The organism is Actinoplanes sp. NPDC049668 (assembly GCF_044465445.1).
In the GTDB taxonomy this organism is placed as follows: Bacteria; Actinomycetota; Actinomycetes; order Mycobacteriales; family Micromonosporaceae; genus Actinoplanes.
Map to the genome: position 1 here is coordinate 219,163 of NZ_JBITLR010000006.1, position 22,331 is coordinate 241,493.

At 70.9% G+C, this 22,331-nt stretch carries 18 protein-coding genes and 1 pseudogene; 9 read left to right on the forward strand and 10 right to left on the reverse strand.

What is annotated here, in order from left to right:
* Nucleotides 1-123: 123 nt before the first annotated feature.
* Nucleotides 124-1,335 carry an MFS transporter gene (locus ACIBSW_RS25625; protein ID WP_354727768.1) on the reverse strand — a complete coding sequence of 404 codons (1,212 nt, stop codon included), beginning with the start codon at nt 1,333-1,335 and terminating at the stop codon, nt 124-126.
* A gap of 153 nt (nt 1,336-1,488) precedes the next feature.
* Here ACIBSW_RS25625 and ACIBSW_RS25630 point away from each other — a divergent pair, with 153 nt between their 5' ends.
* The 3 genes from ACIBSW_RS25630 (at nt 1,489) to ACIBSW_RS25640 (ending at nt 3,585) form a co-directional block, all read left to right on the forward strand.
* Nucleotides 1,489-2,283, forward strand: coding sequence for an IclR family transcriptional regulator C-terminal domain-containing protein (locus tag ACIBSW_RS25630; RefSeq protein WP_354727766.1), 795 nt, complete (start codon nt 1,489-1,491; stop codon nt 2,281-2,283).
* An 82-nt stretch (nt 2,284-2,365) separates the two neighbouring features.
* The gene (locus ACIBSW_RS25635) at nt 2,366-2,881 is read left to right on the forward strand and encodes a sigma-70 family RNA polymerase sigma factor (protein ID WP_354727764.1); all 516 of its coding nucleotides are present in this window, start codon (nt 2,366-2,368) and stop codon (nt 2,879-2,881) included.
* A complete protein-coding gene (locus ACIBSW_RS25640) occupies nt 2,878-3,585 on the forward strand; it encodes a zf-HC2 domain-containing protein (protein ID WP_354727762.1) in 708 nt (235 codons plus the stop codon). The genes ACIBSW_RS25635 and ACIBSW_RS25640 overlap by 4 nt, the downstream gene beginning before the upstream one ends.
* A gap of 15 nt (nt 3,586-3,600) precedes the next feature.
* On the opposite strand, the gene rarD is transcribed toward ACIBSW_RS25640, so the two are convergent.
* The 3 genes from rarD to eccE form a co-directional block, all read right to left on the reverse strand.
* Complete coding sequence (gene rarD / locus ACIBSW_RS25645) at nt 3,601-4,545, reverse strand: EamA family transporter RarD (protein ID WP_354727760.1); 945 nt, start codon at nt 4,543-4,545, stop codon at nt 3,601-3,603.
* Nucleotides 4,546-4,711: 166 nt separating this feature from the next.
* Nucleotides 4,712-5,095 carry a phage holin family protein gene (locus tag ACIBSW_RS25650; protein WP_354727758.1) on the reverse strand — a complete coding sequence of 128 codons (384 nt, stop codon included), beginning with the start codon at nt 5,093-5,095 and terminating at the stop codon, nt 4,712-4,714.
* A 236-nt stretch (nt 5,096-5,331) separates the two neighbouring features.
* A complete protein-coding gene (eccE, locus tag ACIBSW_RS25655) occupies nt 5,332-7,239 on the reverse strand; it encodes a type VII secretion protein EccE (protein ID WP_354727756.1) in 1,908 nt (635 codons plus the stop codon).
* Nucleotides 7,240-7,496: 257 nt separating this feature from the next.
* On the opposite strand from eccE, the gene ACIBSW_RS25660 reads away from it, so the two are divergent.
* The 4 genes and pseudogenes from ACIBSW_RS25660 to ACIBSW_RS25675 all read left to right on the forward strand — a co-directional run bounded on the left by ACIBSW_RS25660 (nt 7,497) and on the right by ACIBSW_RS25675 (nt 11,567).
* Nucleotides 7,497-7,817 carry a WXG100 family type VII secretion target gene (locus ACIBSW_RS25660; protein ID WP_404799456.1) on the forward strand — a complete coding sequence of 107 codons (321 nt, stop codon included), beginning with the start codon at nt 7,497-7,499 and terminating at the stop codon, nt 7,815-7,817.
* A gap of 25 nt (nt 7,818-7,842) precedes the next feature.
* Entirely contained in the window at nt 7,843-8,136 is a 294-nt protein-coding gene (locus tag ACIBSW_RS25665; RefSeq protein ID WP_354727752.1) for a WXG100 family type VII secretion target, read from the forward strand.
* Between the two features lie 264 nt (nt 8,137-8,400).
* Nucleotides 8,401-10,566: pseudogene (locus tag ACIBSW_RS25670) on the forward strand (SseB family protein); the annotation flags it as partial.
* A gap of 635 nt (nt 10,567-11,201) precedes the next feature.
* Nucleotides 11,202-11,567, forward strand: coding sequence for a hypothetical protein (locus tag ACIBSW_RS25675; RefSeq protein ID WP_354727748.1), 366 nt, complete (start codon nt 11,202-11,204; stop codon nt 11,565-11,567).
* Here ACIBSW_RS25675 and ACIBSW_RS25680 read toward each other — a convergent pair.
* From ACIBSW_RS25680 to acs, 6 genes are all read right to left on the reverse strand, one after another.
* Entirely contained in the window at nt 11,564-12,484 is a 921-nt protein-coding gene (locus ACIBSW_RS25680) for an alpha/beta hydrolase (protein ID WP_354727746.1), read from the reverse strand. The genes ACIBSW_RS25675 and ACIBSW_RS25680 overlap by 4 nt on opposite strands.
* Nucleotides 12,485-12,502: 18 nt before the next feature.
* The gene (locus ACIBSW_RS25685; protein WP_354727744.1) at nt 12,503-12,967 is read right to left on the reverse strand and encodes a hypothetical protein; all 465 of its coding nucleotides are present in this window, start codon (nt 12,965-12,967) and stop codon (nt 12,503-12,505) included.
* A 106-nt stretch (nt 12,968-13,073) separates the two neighbouring features.
* Complete coding sequence (locus ACIBSW_RS25690) at nt 13,074-15,458, reverse strand: immune inhibitor A domain-containing protein (RefSeq protein WP_354727742.1); 2,385 nt, start codon at nt 15,456-15,458, stop codon at nt 13,074-13,076.
* Nucleotides 15,459-15,630: 172 nt separating this feature from the next.
* The gene (locus ACIBSW_RS25695; RefSeq protein WP_354727740.1) at nt 15,631-15,990 is read right to left on the reverse strand and encodes a hypothetical protein; all 360 of its coding nucleotides are present in this window, start codon (nt 15,988-15,990) and stop codon (nt 15,631-15,633) included.
* A gap of 98 nt (nt 15,991-16,088) precedes the next feature.
* Complete coding sequence (locus ACIBSW_RS25700) at nt 16,089-18,431, reverse strand: immune inhibitor A domain-containing protein (RefSeq protein WP_354718194.1); 2,343 nt, start codon at nt 18,429-18,431, stop codon at nt 16,089-16,091.
* 293 nt (nt 18,432-18,724) lie between these two features.
* A complete protein-coding gene (acs, locus tag ACIBSW_RS25705) occupies nt 18,725-20,710 on the reverse strand; it encodes an acetate--CoA ligase (RefSeq protein WP_354718182.1) in 1,986 nt (661 codons plus the stop codon).
* 227 nt (nt 20,711-20,937) lie between these two features.
* On the opposite strand from acs, the gene ACIBSW_RS25710 reads away from it, so the two are divergent.
* Together ACIBSW_RS25710 and ACIBSW_RS25715 are read left to right on the forward strand one after the other, a co-directional pair.
* Nucleotides 20,938-21,681 (forward strand): oxidoreductase, encoded by a 744-nt coding sequence (locus tag ACIBSW_RS25710; protein ID WP_354718181.1) that lies wholly within the window; start codon nt 20,938-20,940, stop codon nt 21,679-21,681.
* A 48-nt stretch (nt 21,682-21,729) separates the two neighbouring features.
* On the forward strand, nt 21,730-22,209 hold the full coding sequence (locus ACIBSW_RS25715; RefSeq protein WP_354718179.1) for a PH domain-containing protein: 480 nt from the start codon (nt 21,730-21,732) through the stop codon (nt 22,207-22,209).
* The last annotated feature ends 122 nt before the right edge of the window (nt 22,210-22,331 follow it).

Sequence of the window (22,331 nt, forward strand, 5' to 3'; positions counted from 1 at the left end):
GCACGAGCTGGGCCGACCGCACAAGCTGGGCCGACCGCACAAGCTGGGCCGACCGCACAAGCTGGGCCGACCGCACAAGCTGGGCCGACCGCACAAGCTGGGCCGACCGCACAAGCTGGCGGGTCAGGTCGGTGCGGTGGTGAGTGCGTGGCGGGTCAGCATTCGGCTTCCCGCTACCATTGCCGCCGCCGCGCACAGCATCGCGAGTGCCGCGGCCGTCCACATCGCCGGGTAGCCCGCCGTGGCGGCCAGTGCGCCCAGGCACAGCGGCCCGAGGCACCCGCCCGCGTACACCCCGGTCTGCGTTATCGACGTCGCCGCCGCCGGCGCCTGTGGGTGCAGGCGGACCACCGCGAAGTTCATCAGCCCCGGCCAGGCCCAGCCCAGCCCGAAGCCCAGGACCACGCCGAGGACCAGCGTCACCGGGCTCGGCGCCGCCATCAGGGCCAGCCCGGCCGCCCCGGCGACCAGCAGGCCCGCGATCACGGCGATCTGGTGTGCCGGGAAGCGGTCGGCCTGCCAGCCGCCGAGCAGTCGGGTCAGCACGCAGACCGCGCCGCCAAGGGTCAGCGCCAGTCCGGCCGCACCGGGTGCCAGCCCGCGGGCCACCGCCGAGTCGACCAGGAAGGTGCCGAGCGCGTTGGCCGAGCCGGCCGCGAGCGTCGCGCCGGCACCGATCACGACCAGGGCCGCGGTGGCCCGCTCGCCGTTGCCCGTCTCAGGCCGTTTCGCCGCGGCCCGCTCCGACGGTACGAGTAAGAGCGCGCCAGCCGCACCGGCCGCCGCCAGCACGAACGCCCACCGCCAGCCGACGGTCAGCGCCACCGCCGGCACCGCCGCGCCCGCCAGCAGGGTGCTGACCGGGATCGCCGCCTGCTTCAGGCCGAACGACAGGCCCTGCCGGCGGACCGGCACGTGCCGCGACAGGCTCGTGTTGCTTGCCAGCTGGCCCATCGAGTTCGCGCCCGCGCCGAGCGCCAGGATCGCGATGAGGGTCCACAGTGATGTCGCGGCGACCGCGATCGTCAGCAGCGTCGCCGAGGCGAGCGCGATGCCGGCCCGGGCGATCGTCGTCGACCCGTACCGCTCGACGAGCGCGCCGGCGGGCACGGAGGCAAGCGCGCTTGCCCCGAAGTACGCCGAGACCGCCAATCCGAGCCCCGCCGGGGTGAAGTCGAGTTCGTCGCCGATTTGGACCGCGAGACCGCCGACGAGGAACACGGGAACCGAACAGGCGATGGTGGTGGTAAGTGCGCCGGTGGCCGCGCGCCAGGGCCTGACCGAGTACGCGCTGGTAGCGGCGTTCTCGGCGGGCAGGATCCGCGGCTCGGCCATCAGTCGGAGGTTATGCCCAGCGGCGCCGAATGCGAGACGGTGAGTGTTAATGACCACACGTGCCGTAAAGATCGGTCATGGTCGACACGCTTGAGGCATTCCGTCGGGGGAAGATTATTCATATGGTGTAAGTCCCCGGCGTCGGAGGTGGCTGTGCGCGACCCCCTGGCGGAGCCGTCAGATCTCATCCGGAGCGTGTCACGCGCCCTGCGTGTGCTCGAATCGGTGGGTCGGGCCCCGCGTGGACTCACCGTGAAACAGATCGCCCGGCGGTGCGAGCTGACCGTCGCGACGACTTATCACCTCGTCCGCACCCTGGCCTACGAGGGCTATGTGATCCGCAGAGAGGACGGCACATACATCGTCGGCCTGGAGATCGCGGATCGTTACCGCGAGCTGGTCTCCGCGTTCCGGGGGCCGCCGTCGGTCGGTGAGGCGTTGCGCCGGGCCGCGGTCGAGACCGGCTACAGCCACTACCTCGGCCGCTTCGTCGGTGGCCGGATCGCCGTCACCGCCTGCGCGGAGGGCGCCCGGTCGCCGTTCATGGACGAGATGGTGCCCGGCTTCGACGAGGGCGGGCACGCCACCGCGCTCGGCAAGGCCCTGCTCGCCACCCTGACCGCCGATCAGCGCGCCCGCTACCTGCGCGACTGGGGCATGCGCGCGTTCACCCCGGCGACGCTGACCTCGCCGGAGGCGCTCGAGGCCGACCTGGCCGCGGGGGAGCGGCGCGGGATGCAGCTGGAGATGGGCCAGTTCCGGCAGGGGCTGGCCTGTGCCGCCGTCAACGTCGTCTCCGACCGGGACATGGAGCGCCGGCTGGTTCTGGCGTGCGCCCTGCCGGCCGCCGAGATGCTGACGTCCGCCCGGGTGGTCCGCGCCAAGCTGACGGCCGCCGCCCGTAATGTCGCCGAGGCGCTGTCCGCGGGCGACGCCGTCACCGCCTGATCGCCTCCGTAAAGACCCCTTTGAACCGCCCGACCCGAGCGCACGTAATACGGGTTGGAACGCGCGAGGGAGGTCGGCAGGCTTGCAGGATCAGGATGCCGAGCTCTTGCGCGCTCTGCAGGAAGAGCACGGGGATGCTCTGTTCGCGCACGCCGTTCGCCTCTCCGGCGGGGATCGGCAGCAGGCGGAGGACCTCGTGCAGGAGACGCTGCTGAGGGCCTGGCGCTATCCGGAGGTGCTCGACCCCGAGCGCGGCGGAGTCCGGTCATGGCTTTTCACCACCGCGCGCAACCTGGCGATCGACGCCTGGCGGCGCCGGTCGGTCCGGGTTGGCGAGGTGGTCACCGACATGATTCCCGAGCCACCGCCGAGTGCGGACGAGGCGGACCGGGCCGTGGAGGCCTGGACGGTCGCGGAGGCACTGGGCCGGCTCTCCTCGAGTCATCGAGATGTCCTGGTGGAGTGCTTCTACCAGGGCCGATCCGTGGCGGAGGCCGCGGCGAGGCTGGGCGTCCCGCCCGGCACGGTCAAGTCGCGCACGCACTACGCGCTGCGCTCACTACGCATGGTTCTGGACGAGATGGGGGTGACGGGATGAGGTGCGATCACGAACACGACGACGGCGCTTATGTCCTCGGTGCCCTCTCGCCCGCGGAGCGCGCCGCCTACGAACGGCACCTCGCGACGTGCTCCTTCTGCCGGGAGGCGGTCGCGGACATCGCGGTGCTGCCGGGCCTACTCGGCCGGCTGGACCCCGCCGAGTTCGAGAAGCTGCTCGCCCCCGACCTGCTGCCGCCGCCCCCGAACCGGCGCACCAGCGTGCCCGACCTGGTCATGGCCGCGCAGTCGACGCGGCGCCAGGAACGTCGGCGGGTCCGCTGGCGGGTGCTCGGCTCGGCGCTGGCCGCGGCCTGCCTCGCGCTGGTCGTCGGGGTCGGCGCGGTGTTCTGGATGGGCCGCGGCGTCGCGGATCCGTCGGTGAACGGGCCGACCGTGGCGATGACGCCGGCCAGCGACCGGGTACCGGTGACGGCGAACATCAATCTCACCGGCGCCGCCGGCGGCACGAAGATCAGCCTCGTCTGCTTCTACAACCGGGGCAACGAGGAGTCGGAGCCCTACCGGATCCGGCTGATGGCGTACGGGCCGAACCGGGAGAGCGAGCAGCTCGGCTCGTGGGTCGCGTCGCCCGGCAAGGAGTTCACCATGTCCGGCGTGACGCACTTCACCGGCGGCGAGCTGTCGCGGCTGGCGCTGGTGCGCAACGACGACAGGACGCTGCTCTCCTACGACGTCCCCTGACGGGAGCTTCTCTCGTCAGCGTGGCGGAAGGACGGCGGCTGGTTCGGCGGTGGCGGCCGCCGGGGCGGCCGCCGTCCTCCCTCTTGCGGTCCGGGCGCCCCGGATGCCGTCGACGGTGAAGATGATCAGGGCGATCCAGACCAGCGCGAAGCCGACCAGCCGGGGTGCCGGCATCGGCTCGTGGAAGATCAGCACCCCGCAGGCGAGCTGCAGGATCGGCGCGACGTACTGCAGGATCCCGATGCCGACCAGCGGCACCCGGTTGGTCGCGGCGGCGAAGAGCAGCAGCGGTACGGCCGTGGCGAGCCCCGACAGCAGCATCAGGATCGTGTGCGTCGTCGAGACGTGCCCGAACTCGGCGTCGCCGGTCGCGTTGAGCCAGCCGAGGTAGCAGAGCGCGGGCACGGCGAGCACGGCCGACTCGACGAACAGGCCCTCGGCGGGCGGCAGCCCGAGCCGCTTCTTGATCAGACTGTACGACCCGAAGCTCGCGGCCAGCACCAGCGCGATGTACGGCAGGTGCCCGTAGTCGATCGTCAGCACGGCGACGGCCAGCGCGCCGATGCCGACGGCGGCCCACTGCCACCCCCGCAGGCGCTCGTTCTGCACGGTCACGCCCAGCAGCACGACGACCAGCGGCGTGATGAAGTACCCGAGCGCCGTCTCGACCACCCGCGACGAGTTGACGCCGTAGATGTAGGTCGCCCAGTTCGCGCCGATCAGCACCGCGGCCAGGGTGATGCCGCCGAGCAGCCGCCGGTCGCGCAGGATGCGGGACAGGAAGCGCCAGTTGCGCATGGCGAGCAGCACCAGGCTGACGAAGAGGACCGACCAGATCACCCGGTGGGCGAGGATCTCCAGCGGCGGCGAGGGCGCGAGCAGCTTGAAGTAGATCGGAAAGAAGCCCCACAGCACGTACGCCGTGAGGCCGTATAGATAGCCGCGCCGTTCCTCGCCCATGCACCCACCGTAAGGTTCATGCCGGGGCTCCGGTCCTTGCATATGTCCCAGCTCACCGGACCAATCCTCCGGCGGTGGCCTGAAGATCGCACTCCGTCGCAGGGCGCGACGACGGCTCGGCGCGCGTTGGAGTCAACGCGGGCCGAGCCCGGTGGCGTACCGCCGCCTACTTCTCCCCGCGGTCCGGGACCAGCATGTTGAGCAGCCAGCTCACGACGCCGACCAGCAGCGCGCCGAGGACCGCGCTCGGCCAGAAGTTATCCACGTGGAACGCCAGGTCGAACTGGCCCGCGATCCAGCTGACCAGCATGAACAGCAGGCCGTTGACGACCACGGAGATCAGGCCGAGGGTCAGCACGTACAGCCCGCAGCCGATCACCTTGATGATCGGGCGCAGGACCGCGTTCACGATGCCGAAGATCGCCGCGACGATCAGCAGGGTGAGGACCTGATCGCCGATGGACTCGGTGGTGAGGCGGATGCCGTCGATCACCAGAGTCGCGATCCACAGCGAGACGGCGGTGATCACCAGCCGGATGAGGATGCCCATGGCACGGGATGGTGCCATGATCAGTCCAGTTGTGCGGGGAACACCCCCGTTCTTTTCCCGGTCGTTGCCGACAGAGCGCGACAAAACCGGCCAATCCCCAGTTAGCCCTCACCCCTCCGGGGCCGGTGCGGCCCTAATCGGCTCAGCCGCGCATCGGGGCCCTCACCCTCCGGGGCCGGGTGCGGCCCTGGCTCAGCCGTGCGCCCCCTCCATGGGCCGGTGCGGCCCCGGTCGGCTCAGCCGCGGACCGGCGGGCCGATGAGCTGGGCCTCGATCGGGGTTTGCGACAGGGCGGCCCAGCGGACCGCCCGTCTGTTGATCACGCCGACCATGTCCGCGCGGATCTGGGTCAGCCACTTCGCCGTCTCGCCCAGGCCGAGGGCCGCGCCGACCAGACTCGCCTCCTCCGCGCGCAGCGGCTGGACCAGCAGCAGGTCCGCCCGGGAGGCCACGTCGGCGTCGGCCGGGCCGAAGTCGTCGCGGACCACGAGCGTGGCCTGCCAGCCCGCGCCCGGGCGGTTGTCGGCGCCGACCGGGCCGATGTCGACCACGACGAGCAACGGGTGCAGCGCCGAACCCGGCGGGATCTCCATCGTGCGTCCCGGCGGGATGACCGCGATGGAGTCGCCCGGCACCGCCGCGCCCCGGACGAACGGCTCCCAGGCCTGCGGCCGGGCCGTCTGCACGACCACCCGGGCACCGAGAGCCATCGCCCGCAGGGCGAGCAGCTGGGCGCAGCGGACGCCGCCGACCAGCAACGCCCGGGTCTGCTCGGGGCGGAACAGCCGCGCGATGACCGGCTCGCCCTTGCGGTTGGCGCCGATCATCAGGCCCGCGCCGCCGATCGGCAGTTGCAGGTCGTCGAGGAGGTCGGCGCCGGCCGCCTCCAGGCCGGGCGCGCCGGGCAGCCCCGGCGTGGCGGGCATGGCCAGCGGCAGGGTGGCGGTGAGGCCGTCCAGGTGCTCGCCGTCCAGGCGCCGGGCCGCGGCCCGTTCGGCGGCCATCAGCTTGTGCAGCGCCTGCGTCGCGACCGATAGCGAGGCGGCGTCCGGCGCCGCGAGGCGGACGGTCAGGTCGATCGCCGCCTCGGTGCCCGTCGCGGGGCGCGGGCCGGCGCTGAGCGCGACCGTCGTCGCGGACGCGGGCAGCGCGAGTATCCGCGGCACGAGCCGCCGCGCCGTCTCGATCCGTAGGTCGGGCCAGCGCCGCAGCCGGAAGGTCGCCTGCGTCAGGCTGCCGACCCGCAGGCCCGGCCAGGTCTCGTGTGCGGCGCCGACGCCGTCGTCGTGTGCCAGCTCGGCGATGACCCGCAGGGCCGCGGCCTCGCCGAGCGGCCGGGCCGGGACCGGGCCGAGGCGGCGCGACAGCTTGCGGACCAGGCCGGACAGCGCGCGCCGCAGGTCCTGCTCCGGCCAGCCCTCCGCGCGCAGCACCCGTACGGCAAGCAGCGCCCGGCTGTGTCCGAGCAGGCGGCCCTCGGTGAGCTGGCGGTAGGAGTTGGCGGGGGTGCCGCCGCCGGCGTGCAGGGACGGCGCGGGCACGCCGATCAGCAGGAGCTGCACCCGGCACGGCGGGTGCTCGCCGCCGGCGGGCGGCAGCAGGCCGACCGGCGACGGGAGCATGACGGTCTCCTCGGCGAGCAGGCCGCTCGGGTCGCCGAGCTCCAGCACCGCGGTGATGCTGTGCCCGTCGACGATGACCGCGGCCGGGTCACCGGCCAGGTCCGCCTGCTCGATGCGGGATCCCGGCGCGACGAACTCGAGCAGCGCGCCCGGTGCGGCCGCGGCGGAGACGCCGTGCCGCCGGCCGGCGAAGCGCATCGCGGTGCCGAGCCACTCGAACGCCCACCGGCCGCGCAGCCGCAGCCAGGTGACCGCGAGCAGGATCGCCGCGAGGAGCACGCCGGCGCCGAGCCCGATCGGGCCGTTGATCGCGCCGACGAGTAAGGCGGCGGTCGCCACCTGAGTGCTGACCCACTGGCCCGTGCGAATACCGAATAATCGTCCATGTCGGACATGTTGCCGGCGGATCTTCGGCAGTGGCCGGCCGGCGCCGCCGAGCTCAGGGAAGCCGCGGCCACCCGACACATCTGCCGCCACGTGGGCCCGCCTCTCCCGTAGTACGCCCTGACCGCGCGGCCCCATCGTAGGACTCGGGCGGCCTGGGCAGGGGGTGGCGTGGTTATCCACAGCTTGTCTCGCGGGGCTACCGGGACCGACACCAAGTCATTACCGTCGGCGATGGGAATGGACAATTGGCTGCTCAATGGCGCCCCCCACTGTCTGTTGTTAAGGGCTAACCTGAGAGTCACGCCACATGCTCCGGTGGTCGTCCAGCACGACCCGTCCACTCAGGATCCGGTGCAGCGAAAGACGATCAAGAAAGCGGGGTGACGTCCGGGGTGTCCGAGACGAAGGCAGAAGCCGCGGTGATGGCCAAGACCGCCGCGCAGTTCGATCAGGTCAACAATTCGCTGACGTCAATGCTGAACAAGCTCATGTCCGAGCTCTCCCATCTGCAGACCGCCTGGGTCGGCCGGGGTGGTCGGGCGTTCGAGACCGTCAAGATCCAGTATCAGAACGACCTTTCGAACCTCAACAAGGCCCTGGCGGAGACCGCGGAAGCGATCCGGACCTCGGGTGTCAGCTACACCAGCACCGACGACTCGGCGGCCGACATGGTGACCAAGTCCGGTGGCGGTGGCCACACACTGCCGCTCTAAAACCAAGCGGGGAAGGGATCACTTCATGGACGACGGTTTGCTGAAGGTCAACTTCGGGGCCCTGGCTCGGGCCGCCGCCGACATCCAGAAGGCGTTGAACGAGCTCGAATCGCAGCTCAATCAGCTCGAGGCCGACGCGCGTCCGCTGGTGGCGACGTGGGAGGGCAAGGCGCAGACGGCGTACGCCGTGCGGCAGCAGCGGTGGACCAAGGCGTCCACCGACCTCAAGGGCATCCTGCGGGGCATCAAGATCGCGGTCGACCGGTCCGCGCAGGACTACGCCGCGACCGAGGGCAATGCGGAGAAGCGCTTCAGCTGAACTTCGCGTACCGCCGAATCTTCGCGGCACGGCCGGAACGCCCGAAAGGGCGTCGTTCCGGCCGTTGCTGTTTCTCCCGCCATCCGGCTACCTTCAGTCATCGGGCGATGTCTCTGCGTAACACAAGTGAGTATGGGCAGCCTTTGATCACGCAGATGGACCACTTCTTGGCTGTATGCATCCATCCGCCCATTGTGATCGCCGCCTGACCTTGTAGGTTGTACGCGTTGAGGTGGCCCGTTCGCCGCGAAGGGAGAGGTGGACGTGACCGAGTGGGAACCGGCTACGGACGCCGAAGTCGCGATGCGCAACGCCTTGCGCACCGACGACCAGGAGTCCTATTTCCGTATTCTCGCCGGGGTAGACCTGCTCCTGCCGGTCTCGGCGGACGCCCTTGCCGGCCTCGCCCCGCTCGGCTGGGGCACGTGGAGCACCGGCGGCCGCACACACGTGCTGGCCTTCACCTCCCCGGCGGCGCTGCAGGCCTGCCTGGCCGATTACACCGGCTCGGCCCGCCGGGTGGCCTACTCGGAGCTCGCCGACACCTGGCCCAACCTCGAGTGGTGGCTGGCGGTCAACCCCGGCCTGCCGATCGAGGGATACCTGCCGGCCTGGTTCGTCGCCCAGCTCTCCCGTGGTGACCTGCGCCTGCCGACCCGCGGCCCGGGCCGCGAGGGCAGCAACGCGCCGGAACGCATCCAGGACCTGCACGCGGCCGCGACCCTGGCGGCGAACGCGGCGGCGCAGGGCTATTCGGCGGCCGCGGCCGCACAGGCCTACCCGGCGGCCGCCCAGCCAGGCGGCCCCATGACCGACCGGCCGATGTCGGGCGCTCCGGCGCCGGGTGCGTCGCCGGCGAGTACTCCGGTGTCCGGCGTGCGCTCCTCCGGCCCTCCGGCGCTCGACCCGGCTGGCAGCCCCGCCTACAGCGGCACTCCCTACGGCCCGCCGCCGAGTGGCTCTGCTTCTGGCCCGCCGGCCAGCAGTTCTGCCTATGGCCCGCCCCCCGGCGGTGCTGCGCATGGCCAGCCCTCGGGCGGTTCTGGTTACGGCCCGCCCCCGGGTACCTCTGCCTACGGCCCGCCCCCGGGTGGCGCTGCTTACGGCCCGCCTCCAGGTAGCTCTGCCTACGGCCCGCCCCCAGGCGGTTCTGCTTACGGCCCGCCCCCGGGTGGTTCTGCTTACGGCCCGCCCCCGGGTGGCTCTGCGCCCGCGGGCGTCGGTGGCGCGGCCCCGGCCGGCGCGCACCCCGCCGGACGTCCGGCACCCGCTTCCGGCTCGCCGGGCCTCCCGGCCGACCCGGCGGGCGGCGAGGTCGGCCCCGGTGGCCTGCCGCTGCGTACCCCCGGCGGCGTGCTGCCCAGCGGGCTTCCCGCGCGCGTGCCCGGCACCCCGCAGGGCCCGGGCGGCGGCGGCCGCGGCGGCAACGGCATCCCCGGCGGCCAGTTCAACGGCTTCGGCGTGCCCGACCGCGCCGGCGCGGCGCAGCCCACCGGCCTAGCGGGCGAGCCCGGCGGACCCCCGCACCGTCCCGGCGGCGAGACCGGCGGTGCGAGCGGCGACGTGCCGGCCGCCTACGCGCCGCCGACCGTTCCGCCCGGCGGCGCCACCCGCCCGCCGAGCATGCCCAGCGCCCTTGACGCCCTCGCGGGCCGCACCGGCACCCCGAGCACTCTCGGTGGCCGCCCGGGCTCGCCGACGTCGACGAGCCGGGGCGCGGGCTCCGGCGAACCGGCGGCCCCGCCGCAGCGCCCGGACTCCCCGCTGCCCACGCGCACCCCGATGGCGCAGACGCCCCCGCTGCCGGCGCACATCCCGCCGCCCACGGACGACGACGCTCAGCGGCCGCCGTTGGACGCCGAGGCGCCGGACCGGCCGGGGCAGGACGTCGACGCGACGGACCAGGACACCCCCGACGAGGCGTCGCCGAAGACGGCCCCGAAGTCCGCGGCCGCGCCGCCGCGGACCGGTCTCGCCCCGCCGGTCATCCCCGGCGCGGCAGGCGCCGGCCGCTCGACGGACGCCGGCCCGGCCGTGCCCGTGGTGCTGGAGCGCCGCATCGTCCCGCCGACCGCCGAAGCCGCGCTCACGGCCGGCGCCGCGCCGGAAGAGGACGACTTCATCCCGGCGAACGAGGTCGAGCGCGACCTCATCCAGGCCGTGGACGACGCCAGCACCGACTCCTTCCTCTCCACCCTGCTGCTCGCCACGGTGCTCGTGCCCGTCGCGCCCAACTCGCGGCCCGGCAGCGCGCCCGGCGAGTCCGGCTTCGCGTTCCGGACCGAGGAGATCGACGGCGAGCGGTTCCTCGTCGTCTTCACCAGCAAGGACCGGCTCGCCGAGCACTTCGCCGAGCCCGCCCGCACCGTCGCCGTCCGGTTCGTTGACCTGATCCGCAACTGGCCCGACCCGGCCTGGTCGTTCGCGGTCAACCCGACGTCGGTGATCGGCGCCAGGTACCCCGGACCGCAGGTCATCGCCCTCGCCAGCTGGGCCGTCGAGGCCGGCCTCGGCGGCGACCCCGCCGACGCGCCCGCGGAGTCCGCCGCGCCGTCGCCGTCGCCGCGACCGACCGAGCCGTCGGCGTCGCTGACCACCATGCAGAAGGCGGTGCCCGCCGAGCAGGTGGACTACTACCTGGAGCGCGGCTACGACCGGGTCGCCGGTTTCGTGCACCGGGCCGGGGAGGTCGAGCACCTGAACTCGCCGGGCGAGCTCTTCGCGGCGCTCGGCCTGATCTACGAGGGCTCGCCCTACCAGCCGGATGCCAAGGAGGCCTTCGTGCTCAGCTGGCCGGCACACCGGCCAAGCCTCTACCGCATCCCGTACGGCGGGCAGAGCGAGCAGGCGCTGCGGGCCATGGACGGCTGGGTCATCGAGCGGTCGCCGTTCCGGGGCAACGGTTTCGCCCCCGGTGAGGGCAAGGACGTCATCGCGGAGTTCAAGGTGGACAGTGTGCGGCTGCCGCACGGCGCCGAGTTGTGGCGGATGGACGCCGACGGCGACAGGCAGCTCGTCGCGGTCTTCGACTGTGACGCGCCGGTGTGGCGCCGGGTCGGTGAACAGTGATGCGCGACGGCTACGTGGTGACCTGGCACGGCCGGGAGTACGACGCAGCCCCCGACGGCGAGAACGTGCGGATCTACGCACCTGAGCCCGGTGACGGCTTCGAGGAGTCCCGTCCCGGCCGGTACGTCCGCGTGCTTCAGCCCGGCGAGTTCACCGACCTGGTGTACGTCCGCACGACCTGCTCGTGGCGCGGCGAACCGTTCATAGTGCTGGCCGAGGCCGACTCCTGGCTACGCGTCGAGTACACGGGCGGCCGGGCGCCGGTCGCCCGCGACCTCGGCCTGGAAGAGTTCGACTTCGGGGTCTACCAGGGCTGGGCGCCGGCGCACGAGGTCAGCGAGCTCTACGAGCACCGCGTCTAGGTCTTGAGCCAGCGCAGGATCTCGCCCGTGATGATGTCGGGCGCCTCCTGGTGCAGGAAGTGGCCGGCGTCGGGGATCAGGCGCCACTCGTACGGCGCGATCACGTAGCGGCCCGAGCCCTGCGCCGTGCGCGGCAGCACCGCGGTGTCCAGGGCGCCGTGCATCTGCAGCGTCGGGGTGATCAGCGGGCTCTGCATCAGCTTGACGAAGCGGTAGCCCTGTAGCCGCAGCGCCGACCGGAACACCCAGCGGTAGGCCTCGAGCGCGCAGAACGCCGCCTGCGGGATCTGCATGGCCTCCCGGCACCGGGCCACGAATTCCGCGTATTCGCGCGTCTCCGCCCATCTCGGGCTGCTCCACTGCCGGATCAGCTCGCCGACCAGGGCCGCGTCGTCCTTGGTCAGCACATGCTCGTAGCGGGGGACCTGGAAGCGCAGCAGGCCGGCGCTGGCGGACAGCTGGCCGCGCGGGTCCGCGAAGAGCGCCGCGCGCAGCCGCAGCGGGTGTGCCGCGCCGAGCACCACCAGGCGGCTCACCATCTTGGGGTGGAACGCCGCCGCCGCCCAGCCGATCATGCCGCCGGCGCCCGCGCCGACGATCATCGCCGAGCGCTCGCCGAGCGCCCGGATCAGGCCGGTGACGTCGGCGGCCATCGTGTAGCCGTCGTAGCCGCGCGGTGGCTTGTCGCTGGCGCCGTAGCCGCGCAGGTCGATCGCGACGGCCCGGAAGCCGGCGTCGGCGATCCGGGTCAGCACGTCACGCCAGGTCCACCAGAACTCGGGGAAGCCGTGCAGCAGGAGCACGAGCGGCCCGGTGCCCGCCTCGACGACGTGGAAGCGGCTGCCGTTGGCGCCGACAGAACGGTGGGTCCACGGACCCTCCGTCAGTACGCACGCCTCGTCCACCTGGGCACTCATGCGAAACAGGGTACGGGTCTAGGGGAAGTGCTGGACGGCACCCACGCTGACCGGGATGCCTTCGCCACAGTCGATCCGCAGTTTTGCCGGGGTGAGCCGGGCCCGGATGTGATCACCTTCGGACAGTTTGATCTCGGTGTCCGAATACATCGCGTATGCGACGCCGTCGAAGGTGACCATGCCGTAGCAGGGGCCGGAGCCGCCGCGGGTGATGGTGCCCTCGGTCCAGCCGGCGGAGTGGACGATGTCCGTCGGGGTCTTGGGGATGCCGGCGGGCCGGGACGGCGGGGCGCCGGTGGGTACGTCGGGTCCCGCCGGGCTCCGGGGGACGCGCGAGGCCGCCGGGGTCGTGGGGGTCGCCGAGGTGGCGCCGCTGGGCGGGACTGGCACGGAGTTGCCCTGGGTCACGGTCGGGCCGGAGCACGCCGTGAGCGACCCCAGGACCAGGAGCGTTGCTGTGGCCGTACGGGAAAAATGGATCATGGTGCACCTCCGTGAGTGAGACCCGGTTTTTCCGCCGTGGGTTCCCGCCGGAAAGGGGCGACGCCCGGGCGCCGAGGCGCCCGGGCGTCGCTGTGGTGCGGGTCGGTCAGGAGAACTTGACCTTCAGGGAGGTGCCCTTCTGCGACACGACCTTGATCTTGACGCCGACGGCCGGCAGCTTGACGCCGGCCCACGGGATCTCGTCGTAGAAGTACTTCTTGGTGTCGTCGAACGTCGACTGCCCGGCCTGGCCGCGGATGTAGCTGGCCTTGCCGTTGAGGTGCAGCGAGAACGAGTCCGCCTTGGTGGTGCCGAACGGCGCGTCGTAGAGCTGGATCCGCGAGCGCCACGGAGCACCGTCGAGGTTGTAGAACGGCGCCGGGTGGCTGTCGATGATCAGGTTACGACCGGAGCCGGGGTGCTGGTTGACGTTGTTGTCCGCCACCGACGTGTCGTTGTACGAGATCAGCAGACCCTGCTGGTACGAGAAGTGCTCGACCCAGTCCGGCTTGGCGGTCGCCCAGCCGAAGTTGTACGGGCCGGTCTTCAGGTACCGGTCGTACGAGGTGTACGTGCGGTTGCCCGCGATGTAGAAGTTGTCGTACAGGTCGGTGATCGACGCGCCCTGGACGCTGAAGCCGGCCGCGGTCCACGCCGGGGTGCCCTCGGCGCCGTCGGCGGCACCGGGGGTGCCGTTGACGGTCACGGTCAGGTCGTCGCCGAAGAAGCCGCCGGCGGAGAGGCCGCCGTCGGTGATGTAGTGCAGGCGGACCTGCACGTTCTTACCGGCGTACGCGTTCAGCGGGAGGCTGATGTCCTTCCACGCGCCACCGCTGTCGCCGCCGAGAGCCGGACGCGGCGGCACCGCGCCGTCGACGCCGAGCGGGGCACCGTCGACCGTGCCGTCGAGCGCGGTCCAGGTGGTGCCGTCGGTGGAGGCCTCGAAGTAGAGGTAGTCGTAACCCTCTTCGATGTTGTAGCGGCCCTTGAGGCCGAGCGACGCCGAGGTGGCCCCGGTCAGGTCGACCGACTTGGTCAGCGTGGTGTTGAGGTTGTCGTCGTTGCCCGAGAAGTACTGGCTGGCGCCGGCGAACGGCGCGCCGAGGTCGGTGGTGACCTCCTTGTCGGGCAGGACCACGACCGCGGCCTGCGCCTTCTTGCTGTTGTACTCCTGCGGGCCGAGCTCGATGGTCTTCTTCTGACCAGCGACGACGGTCTCGTAGTCGAGCCAGCCGAGCTGCAGCTTGTTCCAGGCGCCGAGGTCGCCCGGGCGGGTGCCGAGGGCCTCGCCGGCGCCGGAGAGCCGGCTCTGCGCCATCAGGGTCCAGAACTCGCTGTTGTTGTTCGCGCCACCGGAGGTGTCGTAGTCGTCCGGCAGACCGAGGTCGTGGCCGTACTCGTGAGCGAAGACGCTCAGGCCGCCGTTCTCGGGCTGGACGGTGTAGTCACCGATCCAGATGCCGGTGTTGCCGATCTGGGTGCCGCCGGCCTTGTTGGTGACCGGGCCGGTGATGCCGGCCGACGTGTTGTACGCGTACCAGCGGTGCGCCCAGATGGCGTCCTCGCCCTGCTGCGGGTCGCCGTCGGACTGGTCGCCGCCGGCGTGGACGATCTGGAAGTGGTCGATGTAGCCGTCGGCCTCGTTGAAGTTGCCGTCGCCGTCGAAGTCGTAACGGTCCCAGACGTCGAAGCTCGCGACGTCGGCCTTGATCTGGGCGTCGGTGCGCCCGGCGGCCTTCTGGTCCGCGACCCACTTGTTGGCGGCGTCGGTGACGAGCGCCCACATGTTCGTGTCGGTGCAGACGCCGTTGATGTCGCAGTCGCGACCGTAGCGGGCCTCGTTGTAGTTGACCTTGACCCAGTCGGTGACCTCGCCGTCGACGCTGTAGCGCCCGGACGACTGGGTCTCGTAGTAGGTCTTGAGCGACTCGGCGCCCTTGCCCTTACCGAAGTAGAGCTTCTGGTAGTGGTCCCGGTTGTAGTTGGCCTGCCACACCGTGCTGTTGTCCTTGGCGCGGTCCGGAGCCGGGATCTTGTTGTGCAGCGGTCCCTCGAACGTCGTCGGGCCCGCGGTGAGCGGGTCGCTGTCGACGTCCGGGTAGTTCGGGTGCCGGTCGTTGCCGAACTCGGCGAGGATCACGAAAAGCCGGTCGGTCTGCTCACGGCCGAGCTCGACGTACTGGTCCTGACCGCTCCGGCTGACGCGGCGGTTTGTCTCGCCGCCGCCGCGGGTCTTGCCGACCTTGGCGACTGTGCTGCCGCCGCGCTTCTGGGTCTTGACGGTGCCCTTGAGGATGCCGTTGACGGCCTCCTCGCGCAGCTCGCGGCGCTTGTCCTCGAACGGGTTCGGGAGGTCGTCGACCGGGGCCTTCTTGCTGGCCTTCGCCGGAGCCGGATCCACCGGGGGCGCCGCCGTCGCCGCTGCCGGGAGCATGATCCCGACGCTGGTGACCATCGCGGCGCCGAGTAGTCCCACGACTACTTTGCGCACTACGTACCTCCGTTGACGTGACCGATCGCTGTGTGCAGCGGAACGGCGGTAAACGGCCCCGACGATTCGGGGCTCACGTGAAGGTATGCAAACACTCCGATCTATGGAAGTGCCTGTCGCAAATGAAAGTAGATCTTTACATGATGTGACTCTGTGTCTATGGACAAACGGGTCAGCCGAGCACGTCCAGGGCCGTCACCTGGTAGAGGTCGCCGGTTCCGCAGTCGATCCGCAGCAGCGACGGCTCGGCCCGTACCCGGATCCGGGTGCCCTTGACCAATTCGCGGCCCTGATTCTCGTACAGGGCGAATTGCTGGCCGTCGTCCGTGATCAGGCCGTAGCAGGGGCCGGAGCCGCCGCGGTTGACCGTTCCGACGATCAGGTCGTCCTGCTGGAACGAGTCGGTCGGCTCACTCGGCGGCGCGGTCGGGCGCGACTGAATGGGCAGTGGATCCTGTCCGGTTTGGTCTGGTTGGTAGCAGCCGGCGAGGAGTGTCGTCATCAACAGCACGGCGATCGGGGCGCGGTTCATGGCCATTACCCTCCGACGCCACCCGGGAACGGGTGGTTCCCCAATGAGGCGGCGCCCGGGGAGTCACTCCCCGGGCGCCGCGCGGTTTCAGCGATGGATCAGCTGATCTTGACCTTGATGGACGTGCCGTTCACGTCGACAACCTTGATCTTCACGCCGACGGCCGGGAGCAGGACTCCGTGGTTCGGCAGCTCGGCGTAGAAGTACTTCTTGGTGTCGTCGAATGTCGGCTGCGCGGCCTGGCCCCGGATGTAGCTGGCCTTGCCGTTGATGTGCAGCGTGAACGAGTCGGCCTTCTTCAGGCTGAACGGCGCGTCGTACACCTGGATGCGGGCGCGCCACGGCAGGCCCTCGAGGTTGTAGAACGGCGCCGGCCGGCTGTCGATGATCAGGTTGCGACCCGAGCCCGGGTGGACGTTGGTGTTGTTGTCGACCTGCGACGTGTCCCAGTAGGAGATCAGCAGACCCTCCTGGTACGCGTAGTGGTCGACGTAGTCGGGCTTCGCCGGCTGGTAGCCGAAGAAGTACGGGCCCGTCTTCAGGTACTTGTCGTACGAGACGTAGCTGCGGTGGCCCGCGATGTAGAAGTTGTCGAACAGCTTGGTCGAGGTGGCGCCCACGATCGTGAACCCACTCAGCGTCCAGGTGCTGGCACCCTCGGCACCGTCGGTCGAAACCGTCGCGCCGTCCGCGGTGACGGTTACCTCGTCGCCGAAGAAGCCGCCGTCGGAGACGCCACCGTCCGTCAGGTAGTGCAGGCGGAAGGTGATCTTCTTGCCCGCGTACGCGTTCAGCGGGACCGCGATGTCGGCCCAGGCGCCGCCGGTGCTGCCGGTCAGCGCCGGCGTTCCGCTGGCGTCGGTCGGGAAGGCGGCGCCGTTGAGCGTGCCGTTCAGCCGGGTCCAGGTCGCGCCGTTGTCCTCCGAGGCCTCGAAGTACAGGTAGTCGTAGTCGGCCTCGATGTCGTAACGGCCCTTGAGCGTGACCGCACCGGTGGTCTTGCCGGTCAGGTCGATGCTCTTGCTCATCGAGTTGTTCAGGTCATCGGCGTTGCCGGAGAAGAACTGGCCCGCACCCGCGAAGGGCGCGCCCAGCTCGGTCGTGACCTCCTTGTCAGGCAGCACCACGACGACGCCCTGAGCCTTCGCGGTGTTGTACTCCTGTGGGCCGAGGTTCAGCGTCTTGGACTGGCCCGCCACGACGGTCTCGTAGTCGAGCCAGCCGAGCTGCAGCTTGTTCCAGGCGCCGAGGTCGCCCGGGCGGGTGCCGATGCCCTGGTCCTCCTTGGCGCTGAGGCGGCTCTGCGCCATCAGCGTCCAGTGCTCGTTGTTGTTGTCGCCGCCACCGGAGGTGTCGTAGTCGTCCGGCAGGCCGAGGTCGTGCGTGTACTCGTGCACGAAGACGCTCAGGCCGCCGTTCTCCGGCTGGATGGTGTAGTCGCCGATCCAGATGCCGGTGGTGCCGATCTGGGTGCCGCCGAGCAGGTTACCGCTCGGGCCGGTGCGACCCTGGTCGGTGCCGTACGCGTACCAGCGGTGGCTCCAGATCGCGTCCTCGCCCTGCTGCGGGTCACCGTCGGCCGCGTCGCCGCCGCCGTGGACGATCTGGAAGTGGTCGATGTAGCCGTCGGACTCGTTGAAGTTGCCGTCGCCGTCGAAGTCGTAGCGGTCGTACTGGTCGAACGACTTCATGTCGGCGGCGATGTCGGCGTCGCTGCGGCCCGCGGCCTGCTGGTCGGCGACCCACTTGTTCGCGGCGTCACGCACCAGCGCCCAGGTGTTGCTGCAGACGTTGCTGCCGCAGAGGTCGCGGCCGTAGCGGGCCTCGTTGTAGTTGACCTTGACCCAGTCGGTGACCTCGCCGTCGACCGAGTAGCGGCCCGACGACTGGCTCTCGAAGTAGGTCTTTACCGACTCGACGCCGCTGCCCTCGCCGAAGTACTGCTGGCGGTAGAAGTCGGGCGAGTAGTCCGAACGCCAGACGGTCGAGTTGTCGACCGCGCGGTTCGGCGCCGGGATCTTGTTGTGCAGCGGCCCCTCGAAGGTGGTCGGTCCGGGGATCGCGGGGTTGCTGTCCACATCGGGGTAGCTCGGGTGCCGGTCGTTGCCGAACTCGGCGAGGATCACGAAGATCCGGTCGGTCCGCTCGCGGGCGATCTCGACGTACTGGTCCTTGCCCGCCTTGGGCACGGACCGGTTCGTCGCGCCCGAGCCCTGGGTGCGACCGACCTTGACGACCGTGCTGCCGTTCTTCGTCACCGCCGTGGCCTTGCCGCTGACGACGTCCGCGACCGCGGCCTCGCGCAGCGAACGGCGCTTGTCCTCCAGCGGGTTGGGTAGATCGTCGACCGGCGCCGAGCTGGGCTTGGCGGCTGGGGCGGGATCGACCGGTGGGGCCGCACTGACACCGGCGGGGAACAAGGCCCCGACGCTGGTGACCATCGCGGCGCCCAGCAGTCCTGCGACCACCTTGCGCACTACGTGTACCTCCGTTGACGTGACCGCACGCTGGGTGCAGCGGACGGCGGTATTTCGGCCCCGGATTCGGGGCTCACGTGAACGTATGCAAACGCACCGATGCGTAGGAAGGGGTTGGCGACATTGATGGACGATAGAGACCCGCTATGGTTTTTCCATATTGCAAGCACCGGCAAATGGCCAAAAAATGGGCCGTAGCCTTGAAACGGCGGCAGACCCTACGATCCCAGGTCTGCCGCCGTTAATAGATGGTTGTCTCAGTCTTCGGACTTGCTCTCCTGCATGCCAGAGGAGATCAGGTCCATCACGGCGGAGTCCTGCAGCGTCGTGACGTCGCCGAGCGAGCGGTGCTCGGCCACGTCCTTCAGCAGGCGCCGCATGATCTTTCCGGACCGGGTCTTCGGCAGCTCGGCCACCAGCATGATCTGGCGCGGCTTCGCGATCGGGCCCAGCTTCTTGGCCACGTGGTTGCGCAGGTCCTGGATGAGCTTCTCGCCCAGATCGCCGGAGGTGTCCACATTGCCGCGCGGGATGGTGAACGCGACGATCGCCTGGCCCGTCGTCGGGTCGGTCGCGCCGACCACGGCCGCCTCGGCGACCGACGGGTGCGAGACCAGCGCCGACTCCACCTCGGTGGTGGAGATGTTGTGGCCCGAGATCAACATGACGTCGTCGACCCGGCCGAGCAGCCAGAGCGCGCCGTCGTCGTCCTTCTTGGCGCCGTCGCCGGCGAAGTAGACCCACTCGTCGCCCACGCCGGCGCCCTTGCCGAAGCGCGACCAGTACGTGTCGAGGAAGCGCTTGTCGTCACCCCAGATCGTGCGCAGCATCGACGGCCACGGCTCGCGGAGCACCAAGAAGCCGCCGCCACCGTTCGGCACCGACTCCGCCTCGTCGTTCACCACGTCCGCGGAGATGCCCGGCAGCGGGGTCATGGCCGAGCCGGGCTTGGACGCCGTCACCCCGGGCAGCGGCGAGATCATCATGGCGCCGGTCTCGGTCTGCCACCAGGTGTCGACGATCGGGCAGTTGTCGCGGCCGACGTGCTCGCGGTACCACATCCAGGCCTCTGGGTTGATCGGCTCGCCGACGCTGCCGAGCAGGCGCAGCGACGACAGGTCGTGCTTGGCCGGGATGTCGTCGCCCCACTTCATCATCGTCCGGATGAGGGTCGGCGCGGTGTAGAGGATGCTGACCTTGTACTTGTCGACGATCTCCCAGAACCGGCCCTTGTGCGGCGTGTCCGGCGTCCCCTCGTACATGACCTGGCTGGCGCCGTTGGAGAGCGGGCCGTAGACGATGTACGAGTGCCCGGTGACCCAGCCGATGTCGGCGGTACACCAGTAGACGTCGCTCTCCGGCTTGATGTCGAAGACCGCGTTGAACGTGTACGACGCCTGGGTCAGGTAGCCGCCGGTGGTGTGCAGAATGCCCTTGGGCTTACCGGTCGTGCCCGAGGTGTAGAGGATGAAGAGCGGGTGCTCGGCGTCGAAGGCCTGCGCCTCGTGCCGGTCGTCGGCCCGCTCGACGCTCTCGTGCCACCACACGTCCTTCTCGCCCCAGGCGACATCCTCGCCGGTACGGCGGACGACGAGCACGTGCTCGATGCTCGGGCACTGCGCGACGGCCTCGTCGACGGTCGGCTTGAGCGCGGACGGCTTGCCGCGCCGGTAGCCGCCGTCGGCCGTGATGACCAGCGTGGCATCGGCGTCCTGGATCCGGGTGGCGAGCGCGTCGACGGAGAAGCCGCCGAAGACGACGCTGTGCAGCGCGCCGATCCGGGCGCAGGCCAGCATCGCGACCGCGGCCTCCGGGATCATCGGCAGGTAGATGGCGACCCGGTCGCCGGCGGTCACGCCGAGCTCGGTGAGCGTGTTCGCCGCCTGGGAGACGCTCTTCAGCAGGTCCGCGTAGGTGATCGTGCGGCTGTCGCCGGGCTCGCCCTCCCAGTGGATCGCGACCTTGTCGCCGTTGCCGGCCTCGACGTGCCGGTCCACGCAGTTGTAGGCGATGTTGAGCTTGCCGCCGACGAACCACTTGGCGAACGGCGCGTTGGACCAGTCGAGCACCTGGTTCCACCGCTCGGCCCAGCTGAGCCGCTCGGCCTGCCGCTCCCAGAACGCCAGCCGGTCCTCGGCGGCCTCGTCGTACGCCTCCGCCTTGACGTTGGCGCTCGCGGCGAGGTCGGCCGGCGGCGGGAACGTCCGCGTCTCCGAGTACAGGTTCTCCAACGTCTCACTCATGCCGGGGCTCCGCTTCCCTGTTATTGATGATTCGCTCGCTCATGAGGGCTTGTGTGAACACTAGTTCTGCCGGGGGTACCCGGCGAGGTAGCGCCTGCTGGCCGCGCCGAGCGGCGCCCGGTGCGCGCCAATCGGGCACGGCGTGCTCGGTGCTGCGCGAATCCTGCCATTTCTGAGCCACTTCGCGCATCCCGTGGCCCGGGTCTTTTTCCGGCTACCGTTGCCCCGTGACTCCGGATCCACTAGCCCCGCTGCTCGCGCTCGCCGACGTCGAGCCCGCCTTCACCGCCGCACGCGAACGCGTCGACGCCGCGCTGCGGCATCGCTCGCTGCGCCGCAAGGGCGGCCAGGTCGCCGCCGAGGTCAGCCTGCGCGCCTCGGTCGCCAGCGCGGCCCTCGAGGACCACCGGTACGACCTTGAGGAGGTACGCGCCGGAACGGTCACCGATCCCGTGCTCCAGGGCGCCCTGCGGGTCGCCGAGGGGCTCGGCGGGCTGGTCGACCTCTGGCCCCGCGCGCCGCGCCAGGTCCTCGCCCGGCTGCACATGCTCGCGGCCAACGGCGTGGTGCCCGCCGAGGCGCTCGGGCGGCTGCAGAACGGCGCCGATCGCATCGACGCGCTGGCCGGGCTCGTGGCCGGAAACGATCGGACCCCGCCGATGCTGCTCGCCGCGATCGTGCACGCCGAGCTGATCACGCTGAGGCCGTTCGCCGGCCCCTCCGGGGTCGTCGCGCGGGCGGCCGCGCGGCTGACGCTCATCGGCCGCGGCTTCGACCCGCGCGGCCTGGTCGGCGTCGAGGCCGGCCACCTGGCCCGCGAGCCCGAGTACGTCGGCTCGGCCGGCGCATACGCCACGGGTACGCCGGACGGCGTGCGGTCCTGGCTGCGGCACTACGCCGCGGCCGTCTCGGCGGGCGCCGACGAGATCGCGGCGATCGGCGACGGGGTGCTCGCCCCCGCGGCTGGATAATCACGATGCGTTTGCCTGCGGCCCACGCGCCGTGGGCATACTCGCGTGGTGGGTAACGAGTGGATCCGTCCGTACACGCCCGGCACCGGCCGGTGGCTCGTGATCGGCTGGGAGGCGATCGCGCTCGCCCTGTTCGGCTGGGCGACCGTCGAGCAGTTCGGGCTTGCCGGGCCCGTCCTTCGCATCGTCGCCGGCGCCATCGCGGCCGGCTGGGTCGTGGGCGGCTGGCGGATCTGCGAGATGGGTGTCTACGTCGGCCCGGGCGGGGTGCGGATCCGAGGGCTGCTCCGGTCGCGGACGCTGAGCTGGGCGGAGATCGCGCAGGTCCGGCTGCACCGGCACACCCACCGGATCGGCGGGTGGGAGATCGAGGGCGGGATGACCGTCCTGATCGAGCGCCACGACGGGACGACCGTCAACACGGAGCTGTGGGCCCAGGGTGTCGACTTCCACTCCCGGCCGCACGTGTTCCGCGCGGTCTATCAGGAGCTGCGCAACCGGCACCGGGCCGCGATCGCGCCGGCCTGAACACCTCGGACATGAGGACGGCGCCTCCGAGGAGGCGCCGCCGCTTCGCACGTCCGGACCGGGTTATCAAGCGTGCACCTGGGTCGTTGTCGACAGTCCTGATGAGGTGCCGCCGCAACGTG

Excerpts from the sequence above, each read along its gene's own strand:
- eccE (WP_354727756.1), bottom strand. The coding sequence starts at position 7,239 with ATGGGGCCGCGCGGTCAGGGCGTACTACGGGAGAGGCGGGCCCACGTG.
- ACIBSW_RS25680 (WP_354727746.1), bottom strand. The coding sequence starts at position 12,484 with ATGAGTGCCCAGGTGGACGAGGCGTGCGTACTGACGGAGGGTCCGTGG.
- ACIBSW_RS25695 (WP_354727740.1), bottom strand. The coding sequence starts at position 15,990 with ATGAACCGCGCCCCGATCGCCGTGCTGTTGATGACGACACTCCTCGCC.
- acs (WP_354718182.1), bottom strand. The coding sequence starts at position 20,710 with ATGAGTGAGACGTTGGAGAACCTGTACTCGGAGACGCGGACGTTCCCG.
- rarD (WP_354727760.1), bottom strand. The coding sequence starts at position 4,545 with ATGGGCGAGGAACGGCGCGGCTATCTATACGGCCTCACGGCGTACGTG.
- ACIBSW_RS25685 (WP_354727744.1), bottom strand. The coding sequence starts at position 12,967 with ATGATCCATTTTTCCCGTACGGCCACAGCAACGCTCCTGGTCCTGGGG.
- ACIBSW_RS25625 (WP_354727768.1), bottom strand. The coding sequence starts at position 1,335 with ATGGCCGAGCCGCGGATCCTGCCCGCCGAGAACGCCGCTACCAGCGCG.
- ACIBSW_RS25650 (WP_354727758.1), bottom strand. The coding sequence starts at position 5,095 with ATGGGCATCCTCATCCGGCTGGTGATCACCGCCGTCTCGCTGTGGATC.
- ACIBSW_RS25640 (WP_354727762.1), top strand. The coding sequence starts at position 2,878 with ATGAGGTGCGATCACGAACACGACGACGGCGCTTATGTCCTCGGTGCC.
- ACIBSW_RS25665 (WP_354727752.1), top strand. The coding sequence starts at position 7,843 with ATGGACGACGGTTTGCTGAAGGTCAACTTCGGGGCCCTGGCTCGGGCC.
- ACIBSW_RS25700 (WP_354718194.1), bottom strand. The coding sequence starts at position 18,431 with ATGGTCACCAGCGTCGGGGCCTTGTTCCCCGCCGGTGTCAGTGCGGCC.